At 72.1% G+C, this 17,229-nt stretch carries 20 protein-coding genes; 10 read left to right on the top strand and 10 right to left on the bottom strand.

Going from position 1 to position 17,229, the window contains the following annotated elements; all coding sequences use genetic code 11:
- Window positions 1-80: 80 nt before the first annotated feature.
- Window positions 81-590, top strand: a complete 510-nt coding sequence (gene greA, locus ACFPYL_RS16685) for a transcription elongation factor GreA (protein WP_379156609.1) — start codon at window positions 81-83, stop codon at window positions 588-590.
- An 85-nt stretch (window positions 591-675) separates the two neighbouring features.
- Here greA and ilvA read toward each other — a convergent pair whose 3' ends face one another.
- From ilvA to ACFPYL_RS16670, 3 genes are read right to left on the bottom strand one after another with little or no spacing between them, the layout of a single operon-like run.
- Complete coding sequence (gene ilvA / locus ACFPYL_RS16680; RefSeq protein WP_379156606.1) at window positions 676-1,893, bottom strand: threonine ammonia-lyase; 1,218 nt, start codon at window positions 1,891-1,893, stop codon at window positions 676-678.
- Window position 1,894: 1 nt separating this feature from the next.
- Window positions 1,895-3,247: an AI-2E family transporter gene (locus ACFPYL_RS16675; protein WP_379156603.1), complete on the bottom strand. Its 1,353-nt coding sequence runs from the start codon at window positions 3,245-3,247 to the stop codon at window positions 1,895-1,897.
- 24 nt (window positions 3,248-3,271) lie between these two features.
- Window positions 3,272-4,435 carry a cystathionine gamma-synthase gene (locus ACFPYL_RS16670; RefSeq protein ID WP_379156600.1) on the bottom strand — a complete coding sequence of 388 codons (1,164 nt, stop codon included), beginning with the start codon at window positions 4,433-4,435 and terminating at the stop codon, window positions 3,272-3,274.
- Window positions 4,436-4,688: 253 nt separating this feature from the next.
- Here ACFPYL_RS16670 and ACFPYL_RS16665 point away from each other — a divergent pair, with 253 nt between their 5' ends.
- From ACFPYL_RS16665 to ACFPYL_RS16655, 3 genes are all read left to right on the top strand, one after another.
- Window positions 4,689-5,837, top strand: coding sequence for a CARDB domain-containing protein (locus ACFPYL_RS16665; RefSeq protein WP_379156597.1), 1,149 nt, complete (start codon window positions 4,689-4,691; stop codon window positions 5,835-5,837).
- Window positions 5,838-5,925: 88 nt separating this feature from the next.
- A complete protein-coding gene (msrA, locus tag ACFPYL_RS16660; protein WP_379156594.1) occupies window positions 5,926-6,570 on the top strand; it encodes a peptide-methionine (S)-S-oxide reductase MsrA in 645 nt (214 codons plus the stop codon).
- A gap of 80 nt (window positions 6,571-6,650) precedes the next feature.
- Complete coding sequence (locus ACFPYL_RS16655; protein WP_379156591.1) at window positions 6,651-7,007, top strand: YciI family protein; 357 nt, start codon at window positions 6,651-6,653, stop codon at window positions 7,005-7,007.
- An 8-nt stretch (window positions 7,008-7,015) separates the two neighbouring features.
- On the opposite strand, the gene ACFPYL_RS16650 is transcribed toward ACFPYL_RS16655, so the two are convergent.
- On the bottom strand, window positions 7,016-8,818 hold the full coding sequence (locus ACFPYL_RS16650) for a chloride channel protein (RefSeq protein WP_379156588.1): 1,803 nt from the start codon (window positions 8,816-8,818) through the stop codon (window positions 7,016-7,018).
- Window positions 8,819-8,871: 53 nt separating this feature from the next.
- Between ACFPYL_RS16650 and ACFPYL_RS16645 the strand changes: the two genes are divergently transcribed.
- Window positions 8,872-9,366 carry a MarR family winged helix-turn-helix transcriptional regulator gene (locus tag ACFPYL_RS16645; RefSeq protein ID WP_379156585.1) on the top strand — a complete coding sequence of 165 codons (495 nt, stop codon included), beginning with the start codon at window positions 8,872-8,874 and terminating at the stop codon, window positions 9,364-9,366.
- Between the two features lie 148 nt (window positions 9,367-9,514).
- Complete coding sequence (locus ACFPYL_RS16640; RefSeq protein ID WP_379156582.1) at window positions 9,515-10,837, top strand: ABC1 kinase family protein; 1,323 nt, start codon at window positions 9,515-9,517, stop codon at window positions 10,835-10,837.
- On the opposite strand, the gene ACFPYL_RS16635 is transcribed toward ACFPYL_RS16640, so the two are convergent.
- Genes ACFPYL_RS16635 through ACFPYL_RS16615 form a run of 5 tightly spaced genes read right to left on the bottom strand, consistent with a single transcriptional unit; the run spans window position 10,800 to window position 14,319 of the window.
- The gene (locus ACFPYL_RS16635; RefSeq protein ID WP_379156579.1) at window positions 10,800-11,957 is read right to left on the bottom strand and encodes an MFS transporter; all 1,158 of its coding nucleotides are present in this window, start codon (window positions 11,955-11,957) and stop codon (window positions 10,800-10,802) included. The genes ACFPYL_RS16640 and ACFPYL_RS16635 overlap by 38 nt on opposite strands.
- 4 nt (window positions 11,958-11,961) lie before the next feature.
- Window positions 11,962-12,468, bottom strand: a complete 507-nt coding sequence (locus ACFPYL_RS16630) for a DinB family protein (protein WP_379156576.1) — start codon at window positions 12,466-12,468, stop codon at window positions 11,962-11,964.
- Entirely contained in the window at window positions 12,465-13,202 is a 738-nt protein-coding gene (locus ACFPYL_RS16625) for a VOC family protein (protein ID WP_379156573.1), read from the bottom strand. Before ACFPYL_RS16625 ends, ACFPYL_RS16630 begins: the two co-directional genes overlap by 4 nt.
- On the bottom strand, window positions 13,199-13,513 hold the full coding sequence (locus ACFPYL_RS16620) for a pyridoxamine 5'-phosphate oxidase (RefSeq protein WP_379156570.1): 315 nt from the start codon (window positions 13,511-13,513) through the stop codon (window positions 13,199-13,201). The genes ACFPYL_RS16625 and ACFPYL_RS16620 overlap by 4 nt, the downstream gene beginning before the upstream one ends.
- Before the next feature lie 23 nt (window positions 13,514-13,536).
- Complete coding sequence (locus ACFPYL_RS16615) at window positions 13,537-14,319, bottom strand: sulfite exporter TauE/SafE family protein (RefSeq protein ID WP_379156567.1); 783 nt, start codon at window positions 14,317-14,319, stop codon at window positions 13,537-13,539.
- A gap of 147 nt (window positions 14,320-14,466) precedes the next feature.
- Between ACFPYL_RS16615 and ACFPYL_RS16610 the strand changes: the two genes are divergently transcribed.
- The 3 genes from ACFPYL_RS16610 to ACFPYL_RS16600 are packed head-to-tail and all read left to right on the top strand — an operon-like array spanning window position 14,467 to window position 16,473.
- Window positions 14,467-15,144: a hypothetical protein gene (locus tag ACFPYL_RS16610; RefSeq protein WP_379156564.1), complete on the top strand. Its 678-nt coding sequence runs from the start codon at window positions 14,467-14,469 to the stop codon at window positions 15,142-15,144.
- A gap of 19 nt (window positions 15,145-15,163) precedes the next feature.
- Complete coding sequence (locus ACFPYL_RS16605) at window positions 15,164-16,012, top strand: cobalamin-binding protein (protein WP_379156562.1); 849 nt, start codon at window positions 15,164-15,166, stop codon at window positions 16,010-16,012.
- A 47-nt stretch (window positions 16,013-16,059) separates the two neighbouring features.
- A complete protein-coding gene (locus ACFPYL_RS16600; RefSeq protein ID WP_379156559.1) occupies window positions 16,060-16,473 on the top strand; it encodes a DUF2695 domain-containing protein in 414 nt (137 codons plus the stop codon).
- Here ACFPYL_RS16600 and ACFPYL_RS16595 read toward each other — a convergent pair whose 3' ends face one another.
- Window positions 16,474-16,773 carry a hypothetical protein gene (locus ACFPYL_RS16595; RefSeq protein WP_379156556.1) on the bottom strand — a complete coding sequence of 100 codons (300 nt, stop codon included), beginning with the start codon at window positions 16,771-16,773 and terminating at the stop codon, window positions 16,474-16,476.
- Between the two features lie 39 nt (window positions 16,774-16,812).
- On the opposite strand from ACFPYL_RS16595, the gene ACFPYL_RS16590 reads away from it, so the two are divergent.
- Window positions 16,813-17,148, top strand: a complete 336-nt coding sequence (locus ACFPYL_RS16590; RefSeq protein ID WP_379156553.1) for a hypothetical protein — start codon at window positions 16,813-16,815, stop codon at window positions 17,146-17,148.
- The last annotated feature ends 81 nt before the right edge of the window (window positions 17,149-17,229 follow it).

The raw sequence follows: 17,229 nt of genomic DNA, 5'->3' as shown, positions 1-17,229 counted from the left end.
CCGGCATCTCGTGCGGGGCACCCACCGACGATACGGCGGATCGACTCCGCCGTACCTCGAAGCAAAGCAGGAGTTACCCCATGACGCAGGCACAGGCGCACGGCAAGATCTGGCTCACCCAGGACGCGTACGACAAGCTCACCCAGGAGCTCGAGGACCTCAAGGGTCCCGTCCGCCAGGAGATCATCGCCCGCATCAGCGCCGCTCGCGACGAGGGCGACCTCAAGGAGAACGGCGGCTACCACGCCGCCCGCGAGGAGCAGGGCAAGCTCGAGGGCCGGATCCGCCAGCTCGAGGACATGCTGCTGCGCGCCGAGGTCGGCGAGACCCCGGCCGACGACGGCGTCGTCGAGCCCGGCATGAAGGTCACCTACAAGTTCGTCGGCGACTCCGACGACGACGCCGAGACGTTCCTGCTCGGCGCCCGCGAGATGGAGGACGCCGCCGGCGGCCTCAAGGTCTACTCGCCGCAGTCGCCGCTCGGCTCCGCCATCCTCGGCTCCTCGAAGGGCGACACCGTCACCTACGAGGCGCCGAACGGCAAGGAGCTCCAGGTCGTCATCGTGGACGCGGTGCCCTTCACGGGGTGACCCCACCCCGCCGACCCGGCGCCAGTTTGCACGCGACCCGGCGCCAGTTTGCAGGGACGTCTGCAAACTGGCGCCGGGTCGGCATCTACTCGAAGACGCGGTAGCCGTGCTCGTCCAGGCGGGCGAGCACCTGCTGGGCGTGCGGCTCACCGCGGGTCTCGAGCTGCAGGCGCACCTCCACCTCGTCGACGTGCAGCGTCGGCGAGATCCGCTCGTGGGCGACCTCGAGCACGTTGGCGCCGGCGGCGCTGATCTCGGCGAGCAGGTGCGCCAGCCCGCCCGGCGTGTCCGGGATGCAGACCCGGAGGTTGAGGTAGCGACCGGCGGCGGCCATGCCGTGCCGGATCACCTTGCCGAGCAGCAGCGGGTCGATGTTGCCGCCGGAGAGCACGGCGACCGCGGGCGTGGTGAAGGCCGTCGGGTTCTCGAGCAGGGCCGCGACGGCCGCCGCCCCGGCCGGCTCGACGACCATCTTGGCCCGCTCGAGCGTGGCGAGCACCGCGCGGGCCAGGGCGTCCTCGGAGACGGTGATGATCTCGTCGACGTGGTCGCGCACGGCGGCGAACGTGATGTCCCCCGGCCGGCCGACCGCGATGCCGTCGGCCATCGTGCTCATCGACGGCAGCGGCACCGGGCAGCCCTCCTCGAGCGAGCCCGGGTACGCCGCGGCACCCTCGGCCTGCACCCCGATGACCTTCACGCCCGGACGCAGCGCCTTGATCGCGATCGCGATGCCCGCGAGGAGCCCACCGCCACCGGTCGGCACCAGCACGGTCTCGACGTCGGGGGCCTGGTCGAGGATCTCCAGGCCGGCCGTGCCCTGCCCGGCGACGATGTCGACGTGGTCGAAGGGGTGGATGAGGACCGCCCCGGTGTCGCGGGCGAAGGCGTGCGCCTCCACCAGCGCGTCCTCGAGGTAGCGGCCGTGGAAGACCACGTCGGCGCCGTACGCGCGGGTCGCCTTCTCCTTAGGGATCGGCGCACCCTCGGGCATGAAGACGGTCGACCTGATGCCGAGCAGCTGCGCGGCGAGCGCGACACCCTGGGCGTGGTTGCCGGCGGAGGCCGCGACCACGCCGTGCGCGCGCTCGTCCTCGGAGAGCCGTGAGATCCGGGTGTAGGCGCCGCGAGCCTTGAACGACCCGGTGCGCTGGAGGTTCTCGCACTTGAGCGACACCGGCCCGCCCGCCAGCGCGGACAGCCAGCGGGACTCCTCCATCGGTGTCACGATCGCGACGCCCGCGAGCAGCTCGCGCGCCGCCTCGATGTCGGCGAGGCTCACGCTCGGGACTGTCTGGGGCACGTCACTCATCCTCCACCTCGACCGTCTCCCCCGTCTCCTCGTAGTCCTCCGCGAGCTCCTCCACGGGGTCGTCGCCCGGACTCGTGTACGCCGCCAGGTGTTGGACCACGGCGTTGACGGCAGCCGCGATCGGAACCGCGACCAGCGCTCCGGCGACCCCCGCGATCAGCACACCGGCGGCGATCGCGAGGATCACCGCGAGCGGGTGCACGGAGACCCAGCGGCCCATCAGGAACGGCTGCAGCACGTGCGCCTCCAGCTGCTGCACCCCGATGATCACCGCGAGCATCAGCAGCGCGGTGATCGGACCGTTGGCGACCAGGGCGACGAGCACGGCGACCGCGCCGGCGACGGTCGCACCGACCAGCGGCACGAACGCGCCGAGGAAGACCAGGACACCGATCGCCAGCACGAACGGCACCCCGAGGACGGCCGCGCCGACCGCGATCCCGATGGCGTCGGTCAGGGCGACGATCACGGTGGCCCGCACGAACTGGGTCAGCGAGATCCAGGCGACCCGTCCCGAGCTGTCCACGTGGCCGCGGGCCGCGCGCGGCGACAGGCGCACCAGCCAGGCCCAGATCCGCTCGCCGTCGGCGAGGAAGAAGTAGGTCGAGAACAGCACGATGAAGAACCCGGCGAAGACGTGCCCGACCGCGGTGCTGACCTCGGTGATCCGGCCGACCACCTCGCCGCCCTGGGACTGCTCGGTGATGGCGTCCTGCGCGCGGTCGATGTAGTCGTTGATCTGGGAGTCGCTGGCGTGCAGCGGCCCGTTCTTCAGCCAGTCCTTGATCTCGTCCAGGCCGGCGACCGTCTGGTCGGCCAGGTCGGTGGCGCCGGTCGCGATCTGCTGGCCGGCCAGGGTCAGCAGCAGCCCCACCAGCGCGATCCCCGAGATCACGACGGCCAGTGCCGCGAGGCCGCGCGGCACGCCGATGCGGACCAGCAGGTCGACGATCGGGATGACCAACGCGGTGATCAGCAGGGCGATCACGACCGGGAGCACGACGACCGACAGGAAGCCGATCCCCGTGAAGATGACGGCGGCCGCGGCGACGATGACCAGGAAGCGCCACGCCCAGGCCGCGGCCAGGTCGACGCCCCACGGGACACCGGCGCGTCCGGTCGCCGCCGCGCCGCCCGGGACCGCCGGCATGTCGAGCGCTGCCTGCCGCTCGTCGCGGAGCTGGGTGAACTGGTGCGCGAGCCGCGCCGCGAGGCGCTCCTCCCGCTCCTCCCGCTCCTCGGCCTCCGTCGGCGGACGGTGCCGGCGGGCGATGGCGGGCAGCCGGCGCCGCGGGGTGACGGGCTCGTGGGGCACCTCGGCGGGCCCGTCAGCGTCGTTGCTCACGGCGACAACGTACCCATAGCGACGTCAGTCCAGCGCACGCTCGAGGTCCGCGACCAGGTCCTCGGCGGTCTCGATCCCGACGCTGAGCCGGACCAGGTCCGCCGGGACCTCGAGGTCGGTGCCCGCGACGCTCGCGTGCGTCATCCGACCGGGGTGCTCGATGAGCGACTCGACGCCGCCGAGGGACTCACCGAGCGTGAAGACCTCGGTGCGCTCGCACACCTGGAGGGCGTGCTGCTCGCCGCCGGTGACGCGGAACGACACCATCCCGCCGTACCTCTTCATCTGGCGCTGGGCGACCTCGTGGCCGGGGTGCGTCTCGAGCCCGGGGTAGATGACCTCGCCGACCTTCGGGTGGCTGGTCAGGAAGTCGACGACGCGCTCGGCGTTGTCGCAGTGCCGGTCCATCCGCAGCGCCAGGGTCTTGAGCCCGCGCAGGGTCAGCCACGAGTCGAACGGGCCGGCGACGGCGCCCATGGCGTTCTGGTGGAAGGTGACCTTCTCGGCGAGGTCGAGGTCCTTGACGACGATCGCGCCGCCGACGACGTCGGAGTGGCCGCCGCAGTACTTGGTCGTCGAGTGCACGACGACGTCGGCACCGAGGGTCAGCGGCTGCTGGAGGTACGGCGAGGCGAAGGTGTTGTCGACGACCAGCAGGGCGCCGGCGTCGTGGGCGATCGCCGCGAGGGCCTCGATGTCACCGATGTTGAGCAGCGGGTTGGTCGGCGTCTCGACCCAGACCAGCCGCGTCTCGCCGGGGCGGACCGCGGCGGCGACCTTCTCGAGGTCGGAGACCGGCGCCGGGCTGTGCTCGAGCCCCCACACCTTCTCGACCTTGTCGAAGAGGCGGAAGGTGCCGCCGTACGCGTCGTCCGGGATCACCACGTGGTCACCGGGCTTGCAGAGCGCCCGGACCAGGGTGTCCTCGGCGGCCAGCCCGGAGGCGAACGCGAAGCCGCGCTCGCCCTCCTCCAGCGCCGCGATGTTGCCCTCGAGCGCGGTGCGGGTCGGGTTGGCGGAGCGGCTGTACTCGTAGCCGCCGCGCAGTCCACCCACGCCGTCCTGCTTGTAGGTGCTGGTCGCGTAGATCGGCGGGATGACCGCCCCCGTCGCCGCGTCCGGCTCGTACCCCGCGTGGATCGCACGCGTCTCGAAACCAGACTTGTTCCTGTGCTGCTGCTCGCTCATCCTCCGAGGCTAGACGGTGTCCTGGGAGTGGTGGTTTCGAGGCTCGTCGCTGGCGCTCCTCGCACCTCAACCACCGTGGGCGGTGGTTGAGGTGCGAGCGGAGCGAGCCTCGAAACCACCCCGCCGACGTACGCTCCGGCCATGACCGATCCGCGTTGCAGCGCCTGCCAGGCCGTCGGCGTGGCGCTGCGGGGAGTGCGGCCACCTGGACCTCTACGTGGACCGGACGACCTGAGCGCGGGACACTCGTCTGGTGCGCCGCGCTCTGGCCCTCTCGGTGGGCCTCCTCCTCGGGCTGCTCCTGGCGCCGGTCCAGCCGGCGCAGGGCCAGGCGGGCGCGCGCCAGCCTGACCTCGTGGTCGCGCGAGGCTCGGCGCAGCTGGACGGGACCCGGATCACCGGCCGCGTCGTGGTGGTCAACCTCCGCGGCCCCCAAGCTCGGGCCGCGGACCGGTCGGTCGTCCGGCTGACGGCAGTGCGGTCGGGCCGCGCGGTCGTGCTGGGGTCGCTCGCGGTGCGCCGGCTGGCGGCGGGCCGGTCGGCTTCCGTGCGGGTCGACGTGTCGACCGCGAGGCTCCGCCCCGGCAAGTACGCCGTGCGCGCCTGCGCGGACGGTGGCCAGCGGCTCCGCGAGCGGTCGGAGCGCAACAACTGCCGGGTCCTCGCCCGCATCACCGTCGCGGGCTCGTCCGGCGGCTCGCTCTGCGGCACCGCGATGTGCGCACCGCTCGACGTGGCACGCGGGACCGAGGTTCCCTACACCGACGCGTCCGGCTCGTACTGGGTCTACGTGCCGGACAACGGGAGCGACGAGCCCTACGGGGTGCTGATCTGGCTGCACGGCTGCGGCGGCGACCACGGCGACATCTGGGGCGCAGCGGACTACTGGGGCTACCACTACATCGCGATCGTGCCGGACGGGGCTGAGGGCGGCTGCTGGTCGATGTCGACCGGGCCGGATCGGGTGCTCGCGACCGTCGACAGCCTGCGCGCGCACTTCGACATCGATCCGCACCGCGTGGTCCTGGGCGGCTACTCCTCCGGCGGCGACCTGGCCTACCGGACGGCCTTCCTGCACGCCGAGCGGTTCGCCGGGGTGCTGGCGATGAACACCTCGCCCTTCCGCGACAACGGCACCACGGTCGCCGACGCAGCCCGGGCGTCGTGGCGGTTCCCCATCTTCCACCTGCTCCACACCGACGACGAGACCTACCCGAAGGCGGGGGTGGACGCCGAGCTGGACGACCTGGACGACCTCGGCTTCCCGGTCACGCGCCAGGAGCTGCCGGGCACCCACTGGGACGAGCCGACCGACCCGGGGGACCCGACCGACGGCACCTGGCACGACTTCCAGGAGGTGCTGGTCAAGGGGCACATGGACGACGGCTGGGTCTCTCCCTGACCTCCGCCCGGGGCGCCCGAACCGGGAACGCCACGGCGACCACCGTTGTTACAGACTGTGCATCATCACTCCGAAAGAAGGAGAACCCGTGTTCCTCACCCGCAAGGCCCAGATGCTCGCCCCCGACGAGACCCTGGCCGGCCGCAGCGAGCGCAACTTCCCGCTGCCCGAGAAGCACCGCGTCCTGGACGCACCCCTGGTCACCGACGAGGTCCCCGAGGGCTTCGAGGTGGCGTTCTTCGGCCTCGGCTGCTTCTGGGGCGCCGAGGAGATCTACTGGCAGGTCCCGGGCGTCTGGTCGACGTCGGTCGGGTACGCCGGCGGCACGACCGAGCACCCGTCGTACGAGGAGGTCTGCTCCGGCCGCACCAACCACACCGAGGCCGTGCGGATCGTCTTCGACCCGTCGAAGGTGTCCTTCGCCGACCTGGTGAAGACCTTCTTCGAGGTCCACGACCCGACCCAGGGCTTCCGCCAGGGCAACGACGTCGGCACGCAGTACCGCTCGGCGATCTACTGGACCACTCCCGAGCAGGAGCAGGTCGCCCGCGAGCTGACGAAGGTGTACGGCGACGAGCTGAAGCGCCGGCGCCTCGGTGACATCACCACCGAGATCCGCCCGGCGAGCGAGACGCCGTACTTCTACGCGGAGGACCACCACCAGCAGTACCTGGCGAAGAACCCGTTCGGCTACCGCTGCCACGCCAACACCGGCGTGAAGTTCCCCGCCTGACGGATGTCGTATCCGTCTCTACCCGTTCGTGGAACGGGTAGAGACGGGCACCGGGCCCGCTACCGGCACGAGGAGCAGACATGACCGAGTACCTCATCTTCTTCAACCAGCAGTGGGTCGGCGACCACACCGAGGAGTGGTTCATCTCGCGCGGTCCGACCTCCATGGCCGTGGTCGACGAGATGAAGGCGGCCGGCGTGTGGGTCTTCGGCGGCGGGCTCGACGAGGACGTCGACCGGGCCTTCAGCGCCGACGCCACCAGCGGCACCGTGACCATCACCGACGGACCGTACGCCGAGACCAAGGAGTACCTCGGCGGCTTCTGCGTGATCAGCGTGCCCGACGACGAGACCGCGAAGATGTGGGCCGGCCGGGTCGCCGAGGGATGCGGCTGGCCGCAGGAGGTCCGCCCGTTCAAGCCGATGCCCTCCAGCTAGGCGGGTCACTAACGGAGTGCGGGTGCCGCCAGCGTGGCCTGGTAGGTGAGCCACCCGACGACCTCGTCCTCGGCGTCCGACCCGACCGGACCGTGCACCGGCACTGCGGCCGCTCCGCTGCGCTCCAACGCGGCCAGGCCGTCCGCCAGGGTCTCGTCGGATCGCAGCCGCACCGTCCAGCCGGCCACGAGCGAGACCGGGTCGGCGTCGTGGCTGCCGGACGCCAGCTGCTGGGCCGCCGAGCGCGCGGTGACCGTCCCCCGGAACACGCCGGCGGCGTCGACGACCGGCAGCACGCCGGCGCCCGACGCGGCGAGGCGGTCTGCGACGTCGACGAGCCGCTCGCCCTCGCGGACAGGCTCGGGCACGGGCACCATCAGGTCCGCGATCCGACGGGTCGGGCGGATGAGCTCTGGCCGGGCGAGATCGATCCCGCGTCGACGCAGCTTCAGGGTGTAGATGGTGTCGGCGCTGAGCCGATGGCTTACGCCGGTCGCCAGCACGATGGCGACCATCATCGGCAGGATGATCGAGTACTCGCCCGTGAGCTCGAAGAGGATCACGACTGCGGTGATCGGCGCCCGGGCCGAGCCCGCGAAGACCGCCCCCATCCCGATCAGGGCATAGGTGCCGACCTGCGAGACGTCGCCGCCGGAGAACCGGCCGGCCACCTCACCGAAGGCGGCGCCGAGCATGGCGCCGAGGAACAGGCTGGGCGCGAAGACACCCCCGCTGCCGCCGATGCCGATGGTGAGGCTGGTCGCGATCATCTTTCCGACCAGCAGGACGAGCAGGAAGCCCACGGCGTACCGCCCGTCGACCGCGTTGCCGAGGACGGGGTAGCCGACGCCGTACATCTCCGGCAGCGCGAGCAGCAGCGCCCCGAGCGCCAGGCCGCCCACGGCCGGCCGGAGCCACTCCGGCCCGCGCCACACCCGGTCGCAGAGGTCCTCGATCGCGTAGAGGATCCTGGTGAACGCCACCCCGACGACGCCGGCGAGGGCACCGAGCACCGCGACGAGGACGAACTCCCACCGGTGCGCGAGGACGAAGTCGGGGAGTGCCAGGAACGGCTCGTCCCCGAGGGCAGCGCGGGCGATGGCGCTGCTGGTCACCGCGGCCAGGACCACCATCCCGAAGGACTGGGCGGCGAAGTCGGCGAGGATCAGCTCCATCGCGAAGAACACGCCGGCCAGAGGCGCATTGAACGTAGCCGCGATGCCGCCGGCCGCACCGCAGGCGACCAGCACGCGGAGCCGCGCCTCGGACAGCCTGGCCACCCCGCCGAGGGTCGAGCCGAGGGCCGAGCCAATCTGCACGATCGGTCCTTCACGGCCCACCGAGCCTCCGCCGCCGATGCACAGCGCGGACGCGAGCGCCTTGACCCCGGCGACCTGCGGTCGGATCCGACCGCCGCGCTGAGCGACGGCGTACATCACCTCGGGTACGCCGTGCCCGCGCGCCTCGGGCGCGAAGTAGCGCACCAGCGGGCCGTAGACGAGTCCCGCCGCCACCGGCGCGAGGAGCACGAAGTAGGGCCCGAGCCAGGGCACCCAGTGGTTGTCGGCGCCGGGGTCGGCGGCGTAGTCGGCGTGACCGGAGAGCAGCTCGGTGAAGAGGTGAATGAGCAACCGGAAGACGATCGCGAGTCCGGCCGCTCCTGCACCGACGAGGAGGGCCAGTGCGAGCAAACCGCCGTCGGACTCACGGAGCCAGTGTCGGGCATCCCACCCCCTGGCCGTGCGCAGGGCACGGGTGGACAGCGGGTCGGCGGTGGGGATCGGCGGGGTGGTCGGCGGGGCGTCGGACATATGAATTGCATTATGCAACGATTGCAGCGAGCAACCAGAACGGAGACCATCTCGTGAACACCCCCGACGAGGCTCCGGCCGAGGCTGTCGACCTGCTCGTGAGCGCCCTCCTCACCGCGTCCCGGGCGTTGGTCGGTGTCTCCGCACGGTCTCTCGCCGACGTCGAGGAGCGTGTCACGCTCGGCCAGTTCCGCACCCTCGTCGTACTGGAGAGTCATGGGCCGACCCGGCTCAACCACCTCGCCGGCCGTCTGGGGGTCGGCCCGTCGACGGCGCTGCGCGCGGTCGACCGCCTCGTCGCCGGCGGCTACGCGGATCGGCGCGAGAACGACCAGGACCGCCGCGAGGTGGTGATCGAGACCAGCGCCTCGGGCCGGCGCCTGGTACAGGAGGTCACTTCCCGACGTCGTACGGCGATCGAGGAGATCGTGCGGGCGATGCCGATCGCCGGCCGGCACGAGCTCGTCGTGGCGCTGTCCGCCTTCGCCGCGGCTGCCGACGAGCCGGACACCCGCGGCACCGACTCCGCCACCCTGCTCGGTTGGTGACCAACGGCAGCGCCGTGCAGGCCCATGGCCCCGTCACGGTGACGATCGGCGCGCCCACGGTCACCGGCAAGAAGGCCACACTGTCGACTCCCGGTAGACCGGCCCGCACCAGGTCGGCCGTGCTGGGGCCGTTTGTCAGACTGGAGGCATGACCGAGCTGCCCCGCAAGGCCGTGGCACGGACGGCGAGGCTCGCCGCCCTGCCGATCGGGTACGCCGGGCGCAGCGCGATCGGCTTCGGCAAGCGGATCGGCGGCAAGCCCGCCGACGCCGTGATGAGCGAGATCCAGCAGCGCACCGCCGAGCAGCTCTTCCGCACCCTGGGCGAGCTCAAGGGCGGAGCCATGAAGTTCGGCCAGATGCTGTCGGTGATGGAGGCGGCGTTCCCCGAGGAGCTCGCCGGTCCGTATCGCGAGCAGCTCACCCGGCTCCAGGACGCCGCTCCCCCGATGCCGACGGCGACGGTGCGCGAGATCCTGGCCCGTGACCTCGGCGCGGACTGGAAGGAGCGGCTGGTCTGGCTCGACGGCGGCCCGACCGCCGCCGCCTCGATCGGCCAGGTGCACCGCGGTCGCTGGGTCGATGACCGCGAGGTGGCCGTCAAGGTGCAGTACCCCGGCGCCGGCGAGGCGCTGCGATCCGACCTGCGCCAGCTCTCCCGGCTGGCCCGCACGATCGGGCCGCTCGTGCCGGGCGTCGAGCTCAAGCCGCTGATCGAGGAGCTCCAGGCCCGCGCGCAGGACGAGCTCGACTACGACCTCGAGGCCGATGCGCAGCGCGCCTTCGCGGCGGCCTTCCGCGACGACCCCGACATCGTGGTGCCCGACGTCGTCGACGTCGGACCCACGACGCTGGTCACCGAGTGGCTGGACAGCCCGGCCTCGCTCGCGGCGGTCATCGCCGACGGCAGCCAGGCCGAGCGCGACCACTACGGCGAGCTGTTCGTCCGGTTCCTCTTCTCCGGGCCGGCCCGCACCGGGATGCTGCACGCGGACCCGCACCCCGGCAACTACCGGGTGCTGGCTGACGGACGGCTGGGAGTCCTCGACTTCGGTGCCGTCGCGCGACTGCCCGAGAACGGCCTCCCGGAGGCGATGGGCCGGCTGCTCCGGGTCGCCGCCGACGAGGACCAGGACGAGCTCGTCGAGGGGCTACGGCGCGAGGGCTTCATCAAGGACCGGATCAAGGTCGACCCCGAGCAGCTGCTCGCCTACCTGGGGCCGTTCGTCGAGCCGACGAAGGTCGAGCGCTTCCAGTTCTCCCGGGAGTGGATGCGCGCCCAGGCCGCCCGCATGAACGACCCGCGCGACCCCGTCAACCTGGTCGGCCTCAAGCTCAACCTGCCCCCGTCCTACCTGCTCATCCACCGCACCTGGCTGGCCGGCCTGGGCGTGCTCTGCCAGCTCGAGTGCGAGGCACCGTTCCGCCAGATCCTCACCGAGTCGCTGCCAGGCTTCGCCGGCGCGAGCTGAGCACGAGCCCGGCCGCGAGCACGCAGGCGAGCCCGCACAGCGGCCAGAGCGCGCCGGGCGCGACCGCGTAGACGGCGCCGCCGACCGGGCCGGCGAGCAGCGTGCCGCTGGTCGCGGCACCGGTGTAGAGACCCTGGTACTGCCCCACGAGGTGCTCCGGCGCCGCGTCGAGGACGTGCGCGGTCGCGGTGGTCTTGTAGAGGATCTCGCCGGCCGTCAGGACGACCATCGCGAGCATCGCGGACACCACCGTGACGGGCAGCCCGAACATCGCCGTACCGACCCCGACGAGCGCGTAGCCACCGGCGATGACGGGGTACGCCGAGCGCCGCCGCAGGGCGATCGCGACCGGCACCTCGAGGAGCAGGATCAGTGCCGAGCCGGTCGCCACCAGCGCCGTGTAGAGCGCGACCGGCTGGCCCTCGTCGCGCAGGTGGACGGGCAGGGTCGTGTAGAGCTGCCGGTAGACGAGGTCGACCAGGACGACGGCCACCAGGAGCGTGACCAGCGGCCGGTCGGCCCGGAGCGCCTGCCACACGCCGGGCGCCCCCGAAGGCGTGGTCGAGAGCGGGGCGTCGCGGGGCAGGAAGGCCGCGACCACCCAGGCCACGACGACGGTCAGGGCTCCGTCGACCAGGAACAGCGCCTCGTAGCTGTGCGTGACGACGAGGGCACCGAGCGGAGGCCCGATGACGAACCCGGCGTTGGAGGCCGCCCTCCCGATCGCCACCGACGTACGCCGGTCGCCGCGAGGCACCGCGAGCGCGACCAGCGCGCCGGTCGAGACACCCGCCGTCGCCGCGAGGTAGGAGAAGACCGGCAGCCCGCACGCCAGCGCCCACACGGGCAGGAGCGGGACGGCCATCACGCCCAGCCCGCCCGCGGTCGAGGCGCCGAGCAGCACCCGCCGGTGGCCGAACAGGTCGCCCCACCGTCCTCCGGTGAAGCTGCCCACCAGCAGGCCCAGGCCGGACGCCCCGGCGACGAGCCCGGCGGTCGCGATCGGCAGCCCGCGCGGGCCGGTGAGGTAGAGGGTCAGGAAGAGCATCAGGAACGCCGTCATCGAGCCGACGAACCGGCCCGCCGCCAACGCCCACACCACGCGGGGTACGTCGCGCAAGGGCTTAGCCCACCGTCCCGTCGATCGACTCCCGGATCAGGTCGGCGTGGCCGTTGTGGCGCGCGTACTCCTCGACCAGGTGCATCAGGATCCACCGCACGTTGGCGCGCTCACCGGTACGCCGGTTGGCCCGCTCGGCCAGGTCGTCGAGGTCGACCGTGGCGTAGATCCGGTCGGCGTGGGCGACCTCGGCCTCGTAGAGCGCCCAGAGCTCCTCGGGCGAGTCGTCGGCCGCGGAGTGCCAGTCCCAGTCGCCGTCCGCGGCCCAGTCGACGGACGCCCACGGCTCGCCGGGGTCCTCGCCACGGAGCACTCCGACGCTCCACCAGTTCTCGACGTAGGCCAGGTGCTTGAGCATCCCGCCGAGGGTCATCGACGCGGGCGGGAGCGGGGTGTCGAGCTGCTCGGCGGAGAGCCCGCGGCACCTGCCGCGGAGCACGTCGCGGTGGTGGTCGAGGAAGCCCTGGATCGTCGTCCGCTCGTCGGCGGCCTGGCTGGACGTGGAGCTCATCGCGGCGGCCTCCGGGTGATGCAGTAGGTCGTGCCGACGGGGTCGGTGAGCACCGTCCACCACTCGTGCCGGGCCACCTCCGTCGCACCGAGCGCGACGTGGCGGGCGACCTCGGCGTCGCGGTCGTCGGTGGCCAGGTCGAGGTGTGCGGTCACCGCCAGTTGCTCGTGGTCGAGCCGTTGCACCAACCAGCGCAGCGGGTGGGAGTCGGGCGGCTGGAGCCGCTCGAACTCGCGCTCGTCGACCTCGGTCAGGTCCCAGCCGGTGAGGCCGCGCCAGAAGGCCACCTCCACGTCGTACGACGAGGGCGGGACGTCCAGGCAGACCTGGTCGACCTGGGAGCGGTGCCCGTCGGGCCACGTGGCGGCCGCCGGTCGGCGTGCGGCGGGGTGGCCGACGAAGCAGAAGACCAGGCCACCGGGCGAGCGCAGCACGACGTACCCCGCCTCGTGCCGCACCAGCACGTGCCCACCCAGCTCGACCGCGGCCTCGGCGGCGATCGTCGGCTGCTCGACGTGCAGGTCGAGGTGGATGCGTCCGGGGCCGTCGTCGAGGTGCTGGACGCGCAGGTAGTCGTCGCCGTCGGGCGGCACGAGCGTCGCGAACTGGTCGGTCTCGCCGCGCGGCGCGGAGACCTCGAACCCGGTGACGTCGCGCCAGAACGCGATGCCGCGGTCGAGATCGCCGGGGCCGAAGTCGAGGAAGGCGCTGACCCAGTAGGGCGCGATGCTCATGCGACCGGCTTGTGCAGGACGGCGCCGGTGGGCGCGACGAGGACGTCCTCGCCGTCGACGGTGCCGGTGCCGTCGACGAGCAGCGACATGCCCGGGTCCTCGAGCGGCGGGAAGACCAGCGTGACGTTGGGGTTGGCGCCGACGTTGGCGACCGATCCGCGGCCCGGCGTGGTGATTCGCAGTCCCTCGTCCTCGGGCACCGCCCGGACCGAGACCGCCTTGACCAGGCCGTCACGGGAGGTGAGCAGGTAGCCGCGGTCGAACTCCGCGAGCCGGGCCGGGACGTCTGCGACGTCGACGAGAACGCTCATGGGGTGAGGCTAGCGATGCACGGTCAGGACCAGAACCCGAATACCTCGCCGCCGATCCGGACGATGAACGCCGCGACCACGACGATGAAGAACAGGCGGACGAACGCCGTGCCGCGGGCGACGGCGGTCCGCGCCCCGACGTACCCGCCGACGAGGTTGCAGACTCCCATCACCAGGCCGACCTTCCACACCACCGCGCCCTGGGGCACGAAGACGCAGAGCGCAGCCAGGTTGGTGGCCCAGTTGGCCAGCCGGGCCTTGGCGGACGCCTCGAGGAAGCTGTAGCCGAGCAGGCCGACGAGCGTGATCACGAAGAAGCTGCCGGTGCCCGGGCCGAGCGCCCCGTCGTAGAAGCCGATGACCAGGCCGGTGGCCATCGCCGCGACCGTGTGCCGGTGGCCGGAGAAGCGCAGCGCGGTGGACTCACCGAGCGTCGGCCGGAAGAGCACCCAGCCGCCGACCAGGACCAGCGCCACCAGCACGATCGGCTCGAACGCGTCGCGCGGGATCTGGCTGGCGACCAGTGCGCCCGCGATCGACCCGGCGAACGCGAACGCCATGAGTGGCAGGAACGTCCGCGGGTCCGGTCGCACCCGGCGGTAGTACGTCGCGCTGCTGACGGACGTGCCGCAGATCGAGGCCAGCTTGTTGGTCGCCAGCACCTGCACGGGGGCGGCGCTCGGCATGCCGAGCAGCAGCGCCGGCAGCTGGATCAGCCCGCCCCCGCCGACGACGGCGTCGACGAAGCCGGCGGCCAGCCCAGCGAGGCCGAGCAGGACCAGCACGGTCGCGGAGACGTCGTTCAACTTTTCCTCGGTGGTCGAGTGGCGAGCGCAGCGAGCGTATCGAGACCCCCAGTCGGCTCCCAGTCGACCTCAAGTGGTCCGCGACACCGTGCTCCCACATCCAGAACACGAGGCCACACCACTGGTCACCAACCAAGGAGAAGACCCATGCACCGCCGCTGGCTGAACCGGGCGCTGATCGCGCTCGTCGCCCCCGCCCTGATCGTCCCTGCCGTCTCCTCGTCCGCCACCGCGGCCGCGACCGCGCAGGTCCCGTCCATCGGCGCCGTCGCCAAGATCTACCCGCACCTCGAGGGTGGGACGGCGAACGAGTCGGCCGCCAAGGTCCTCGGCCCGGGCAAGAAGTGCAAGACCGGCAAGCCGATCAAGGGCGCCAGCCAGCGCACGGCGTCGTACTCCCCCGACTACACCTCCGGCGACCCCGACGCCTACCTGATCACGGGCGCCCGGCCGAGCGTCTTCGCGACCGCGATGAAGTTCCCGTCGACGAAGGCCGCGATCGCGTACCTGCACGGCTACGCGTCGTACTCGAAGGACTGCCCCGGCGGTGCCGGCGGCGGCACCGGGGGTGGCGGCACCGGCGGCATGAAGTGCAAGAGCTCGATGAAGAAGATCAAGTTCAACCTCGGCAACGAGCGCTGGGGCTACCAGACGAAGTCGACCTGCACGATGGCCGGCGTGACCTCGACGTCGGTCTTCAACTCGCTCTTCGCCCGCCAGGGCAAGTTCATCGTCTACACGGGCGCCATGTCGATGGACGCCACGGCGCCCTCGATCCCCGCGTCGATCTCGATGACCAAGCTGGCGCTGAAGACCGTCGCCTGACGGCTCCTATCGTGGAGGGGTGCGCATCGTCTCCCTGCTCCCCTCCACGACGGAGATCCTCTTCGCCATCGGCGCCGGGGACGACGTCGTCGGCGTGACCTTCGAGTGCGACTTCCCCGCCGAGGCCCGGAGCCGGCGGGTCGTGTCGACCTCGGCGATGCCGGAGGGACTGACGCCCGCCGAGATCGACGCGTACGTCGTGGGCGCGATGTCGCGTGGCGAGGACCTCTACCACCTGTCCGCCGACGCACTCGCCGAGCTGGACGCCGACCTGGTCGTCACCCAGGACCTGTGTGCCGTCTGCGCGGTCGACGTCTCGGTCGTGGACGACGCGCTGGCCTACCTGGGTTGCCGGGCCGAGGTGCTGACCATCGACCCGCACACCCTCGACGAGGTCCTGGACTCCATCGTCGTGCTCGGCCGGGCCACCGGCCACGAGCCCGAGGCCGCCGGCCTGGTGGCCGGTCTCCGCGACCGGCTGGCCGCCGTGCGGTCCCGGGTCGACGGCCGGCCGCGGCCGCGGGTGATGCTGCTCGAGTGGACCGACCCGCCGTACGCGCCGGGCCACTGGGTGCCCGAGATGATCACGGCCGCCGGCGGTGAGGCCCTCCTGGGCAAGCCCGGCGCGAGGTCGGAGCGGGTCCCGTGGGAGTCGGTGCACGAGGCGGCGCCAGACGTCATCGTCTGCGCGCCGTGCGGCTACGACCGGCCCGGCGCCCAGCGGCTGGCGGACGAGCTGGTCGGCTCCGGCGTGCTGCCCGCCGGGGTGCCGGTGCACGCCGTCGACGCCAACGCCGCCTGGGCCCGGCCCGGCACCCGGCTCGTCGACGGCGTCGAGGAGCTGGCCGCGATCCTGCACCCGCGCTGACCCCTCGCTGGAGCCCCGGTGTCGGCGGTCGCGGGTAGACATCTGCCATGCCCGAGATGTCGGTGGCCGACGAGGCCGAGCTCTACCTGAAGATGATCGCCGACCCCGGCAGCGAGCCGGGGCTCTACGAGTGCCTGGCCTGCTTCGTCTCGCGCCGGGTCGAGGAGGTCGGCTGCGACGGCACCCTGCTGTGGTCGCAGTGGTTCCGCGACGTGAAGTCCCCCACCGCGAGCGCCCTCGAGGCACGACTGACCCGCATCCGCGTCTACTGCGACTGCCACGTCACCCGCAACGGCTACCGCATGGAGCGCCGCCTGCTCATCCGTGACCTGATGACCGACGAGCTCTCCGAGCCCGACGAGATGCCGGACTGCGCGGGCGTCCGTCGTACGTCGACCAAGCCGTGCGGCAACTGGGAGCGCCGGCCCGTCAACGAGTGGCGACCCGGGCGTCACGAGTGACTAACTCCTGAGCGTCTCCTTCGCCCGCGTCAGCAGCTCGGCCGGGTCGACGCCGCGCTCGGCCGCTGCGCCCAGGACCGCGACGACCAGCCGACTGGCGCCGGAGACGAGCAGCGACGGGTTCACCTCGACCTGACCGTCCCCGGTCTCCGTGATCGTGATGGCGCCGTGCTCGAGCACCCGACCGACCTCGAGCTCGAGGATCCGGGCGTTGGTCTGGTCGCTGTCGTCGAGGGTCTGTCCCAGCTCCACGACGTCGGCGAGGACGAGGGCGATCTCGGCGATGGACTCACGGCTCATGGGATCAGCGTGGCACGGCGTCGATGACACACTGGCGACATGGAGGCCGAAGGCGCGCACAAGCCACTGCTGGTGGGCCGCGGTCTGCTGATGATCGACGACTTCTGCCGGGCCACGGGACTGGATCGGGCGACGGCCAACGCGATGTTGCGCGACGTCAAGGTCGAGGGCCTGCGGCACCCCGATGGTCGGGTCGCCGGCATCTTCGACGACGTCCTGCCGAGCGCAGATCAGCTCCGCGACTGGGGATTCGAGGTCCGCGACGACTACGACCCCGTGGCACTGCGCTCCTACGTGGACGACAGCGACGATGACGACGAGGTCGGCGAGACCGGCAGCCCCTCGTGGTCGATGGGCTGGGACGACCAGCCTTGAGGCGGACCCGCTTCACTCGCTGCCGGGGTTTCGAGACGGGCCTGGCGGCCCTCCTCGACCACCGGGTACGGATGCTGGGGT

Origin of the sequence: Nocardioides hankookensis, from assembly GCF_042658885.1 — a bacterium.
Taxonomy (GTDB): domain Bacteria; phylum Actinomycetota; class Actinomycetes; order Propionibacteriales; family Nocardioidaceae; genus Nocardioides; species Nocardioides hankookensis.
This window is presented reverse-complemented; position numbering and strand designations above follow the sequence as displayed.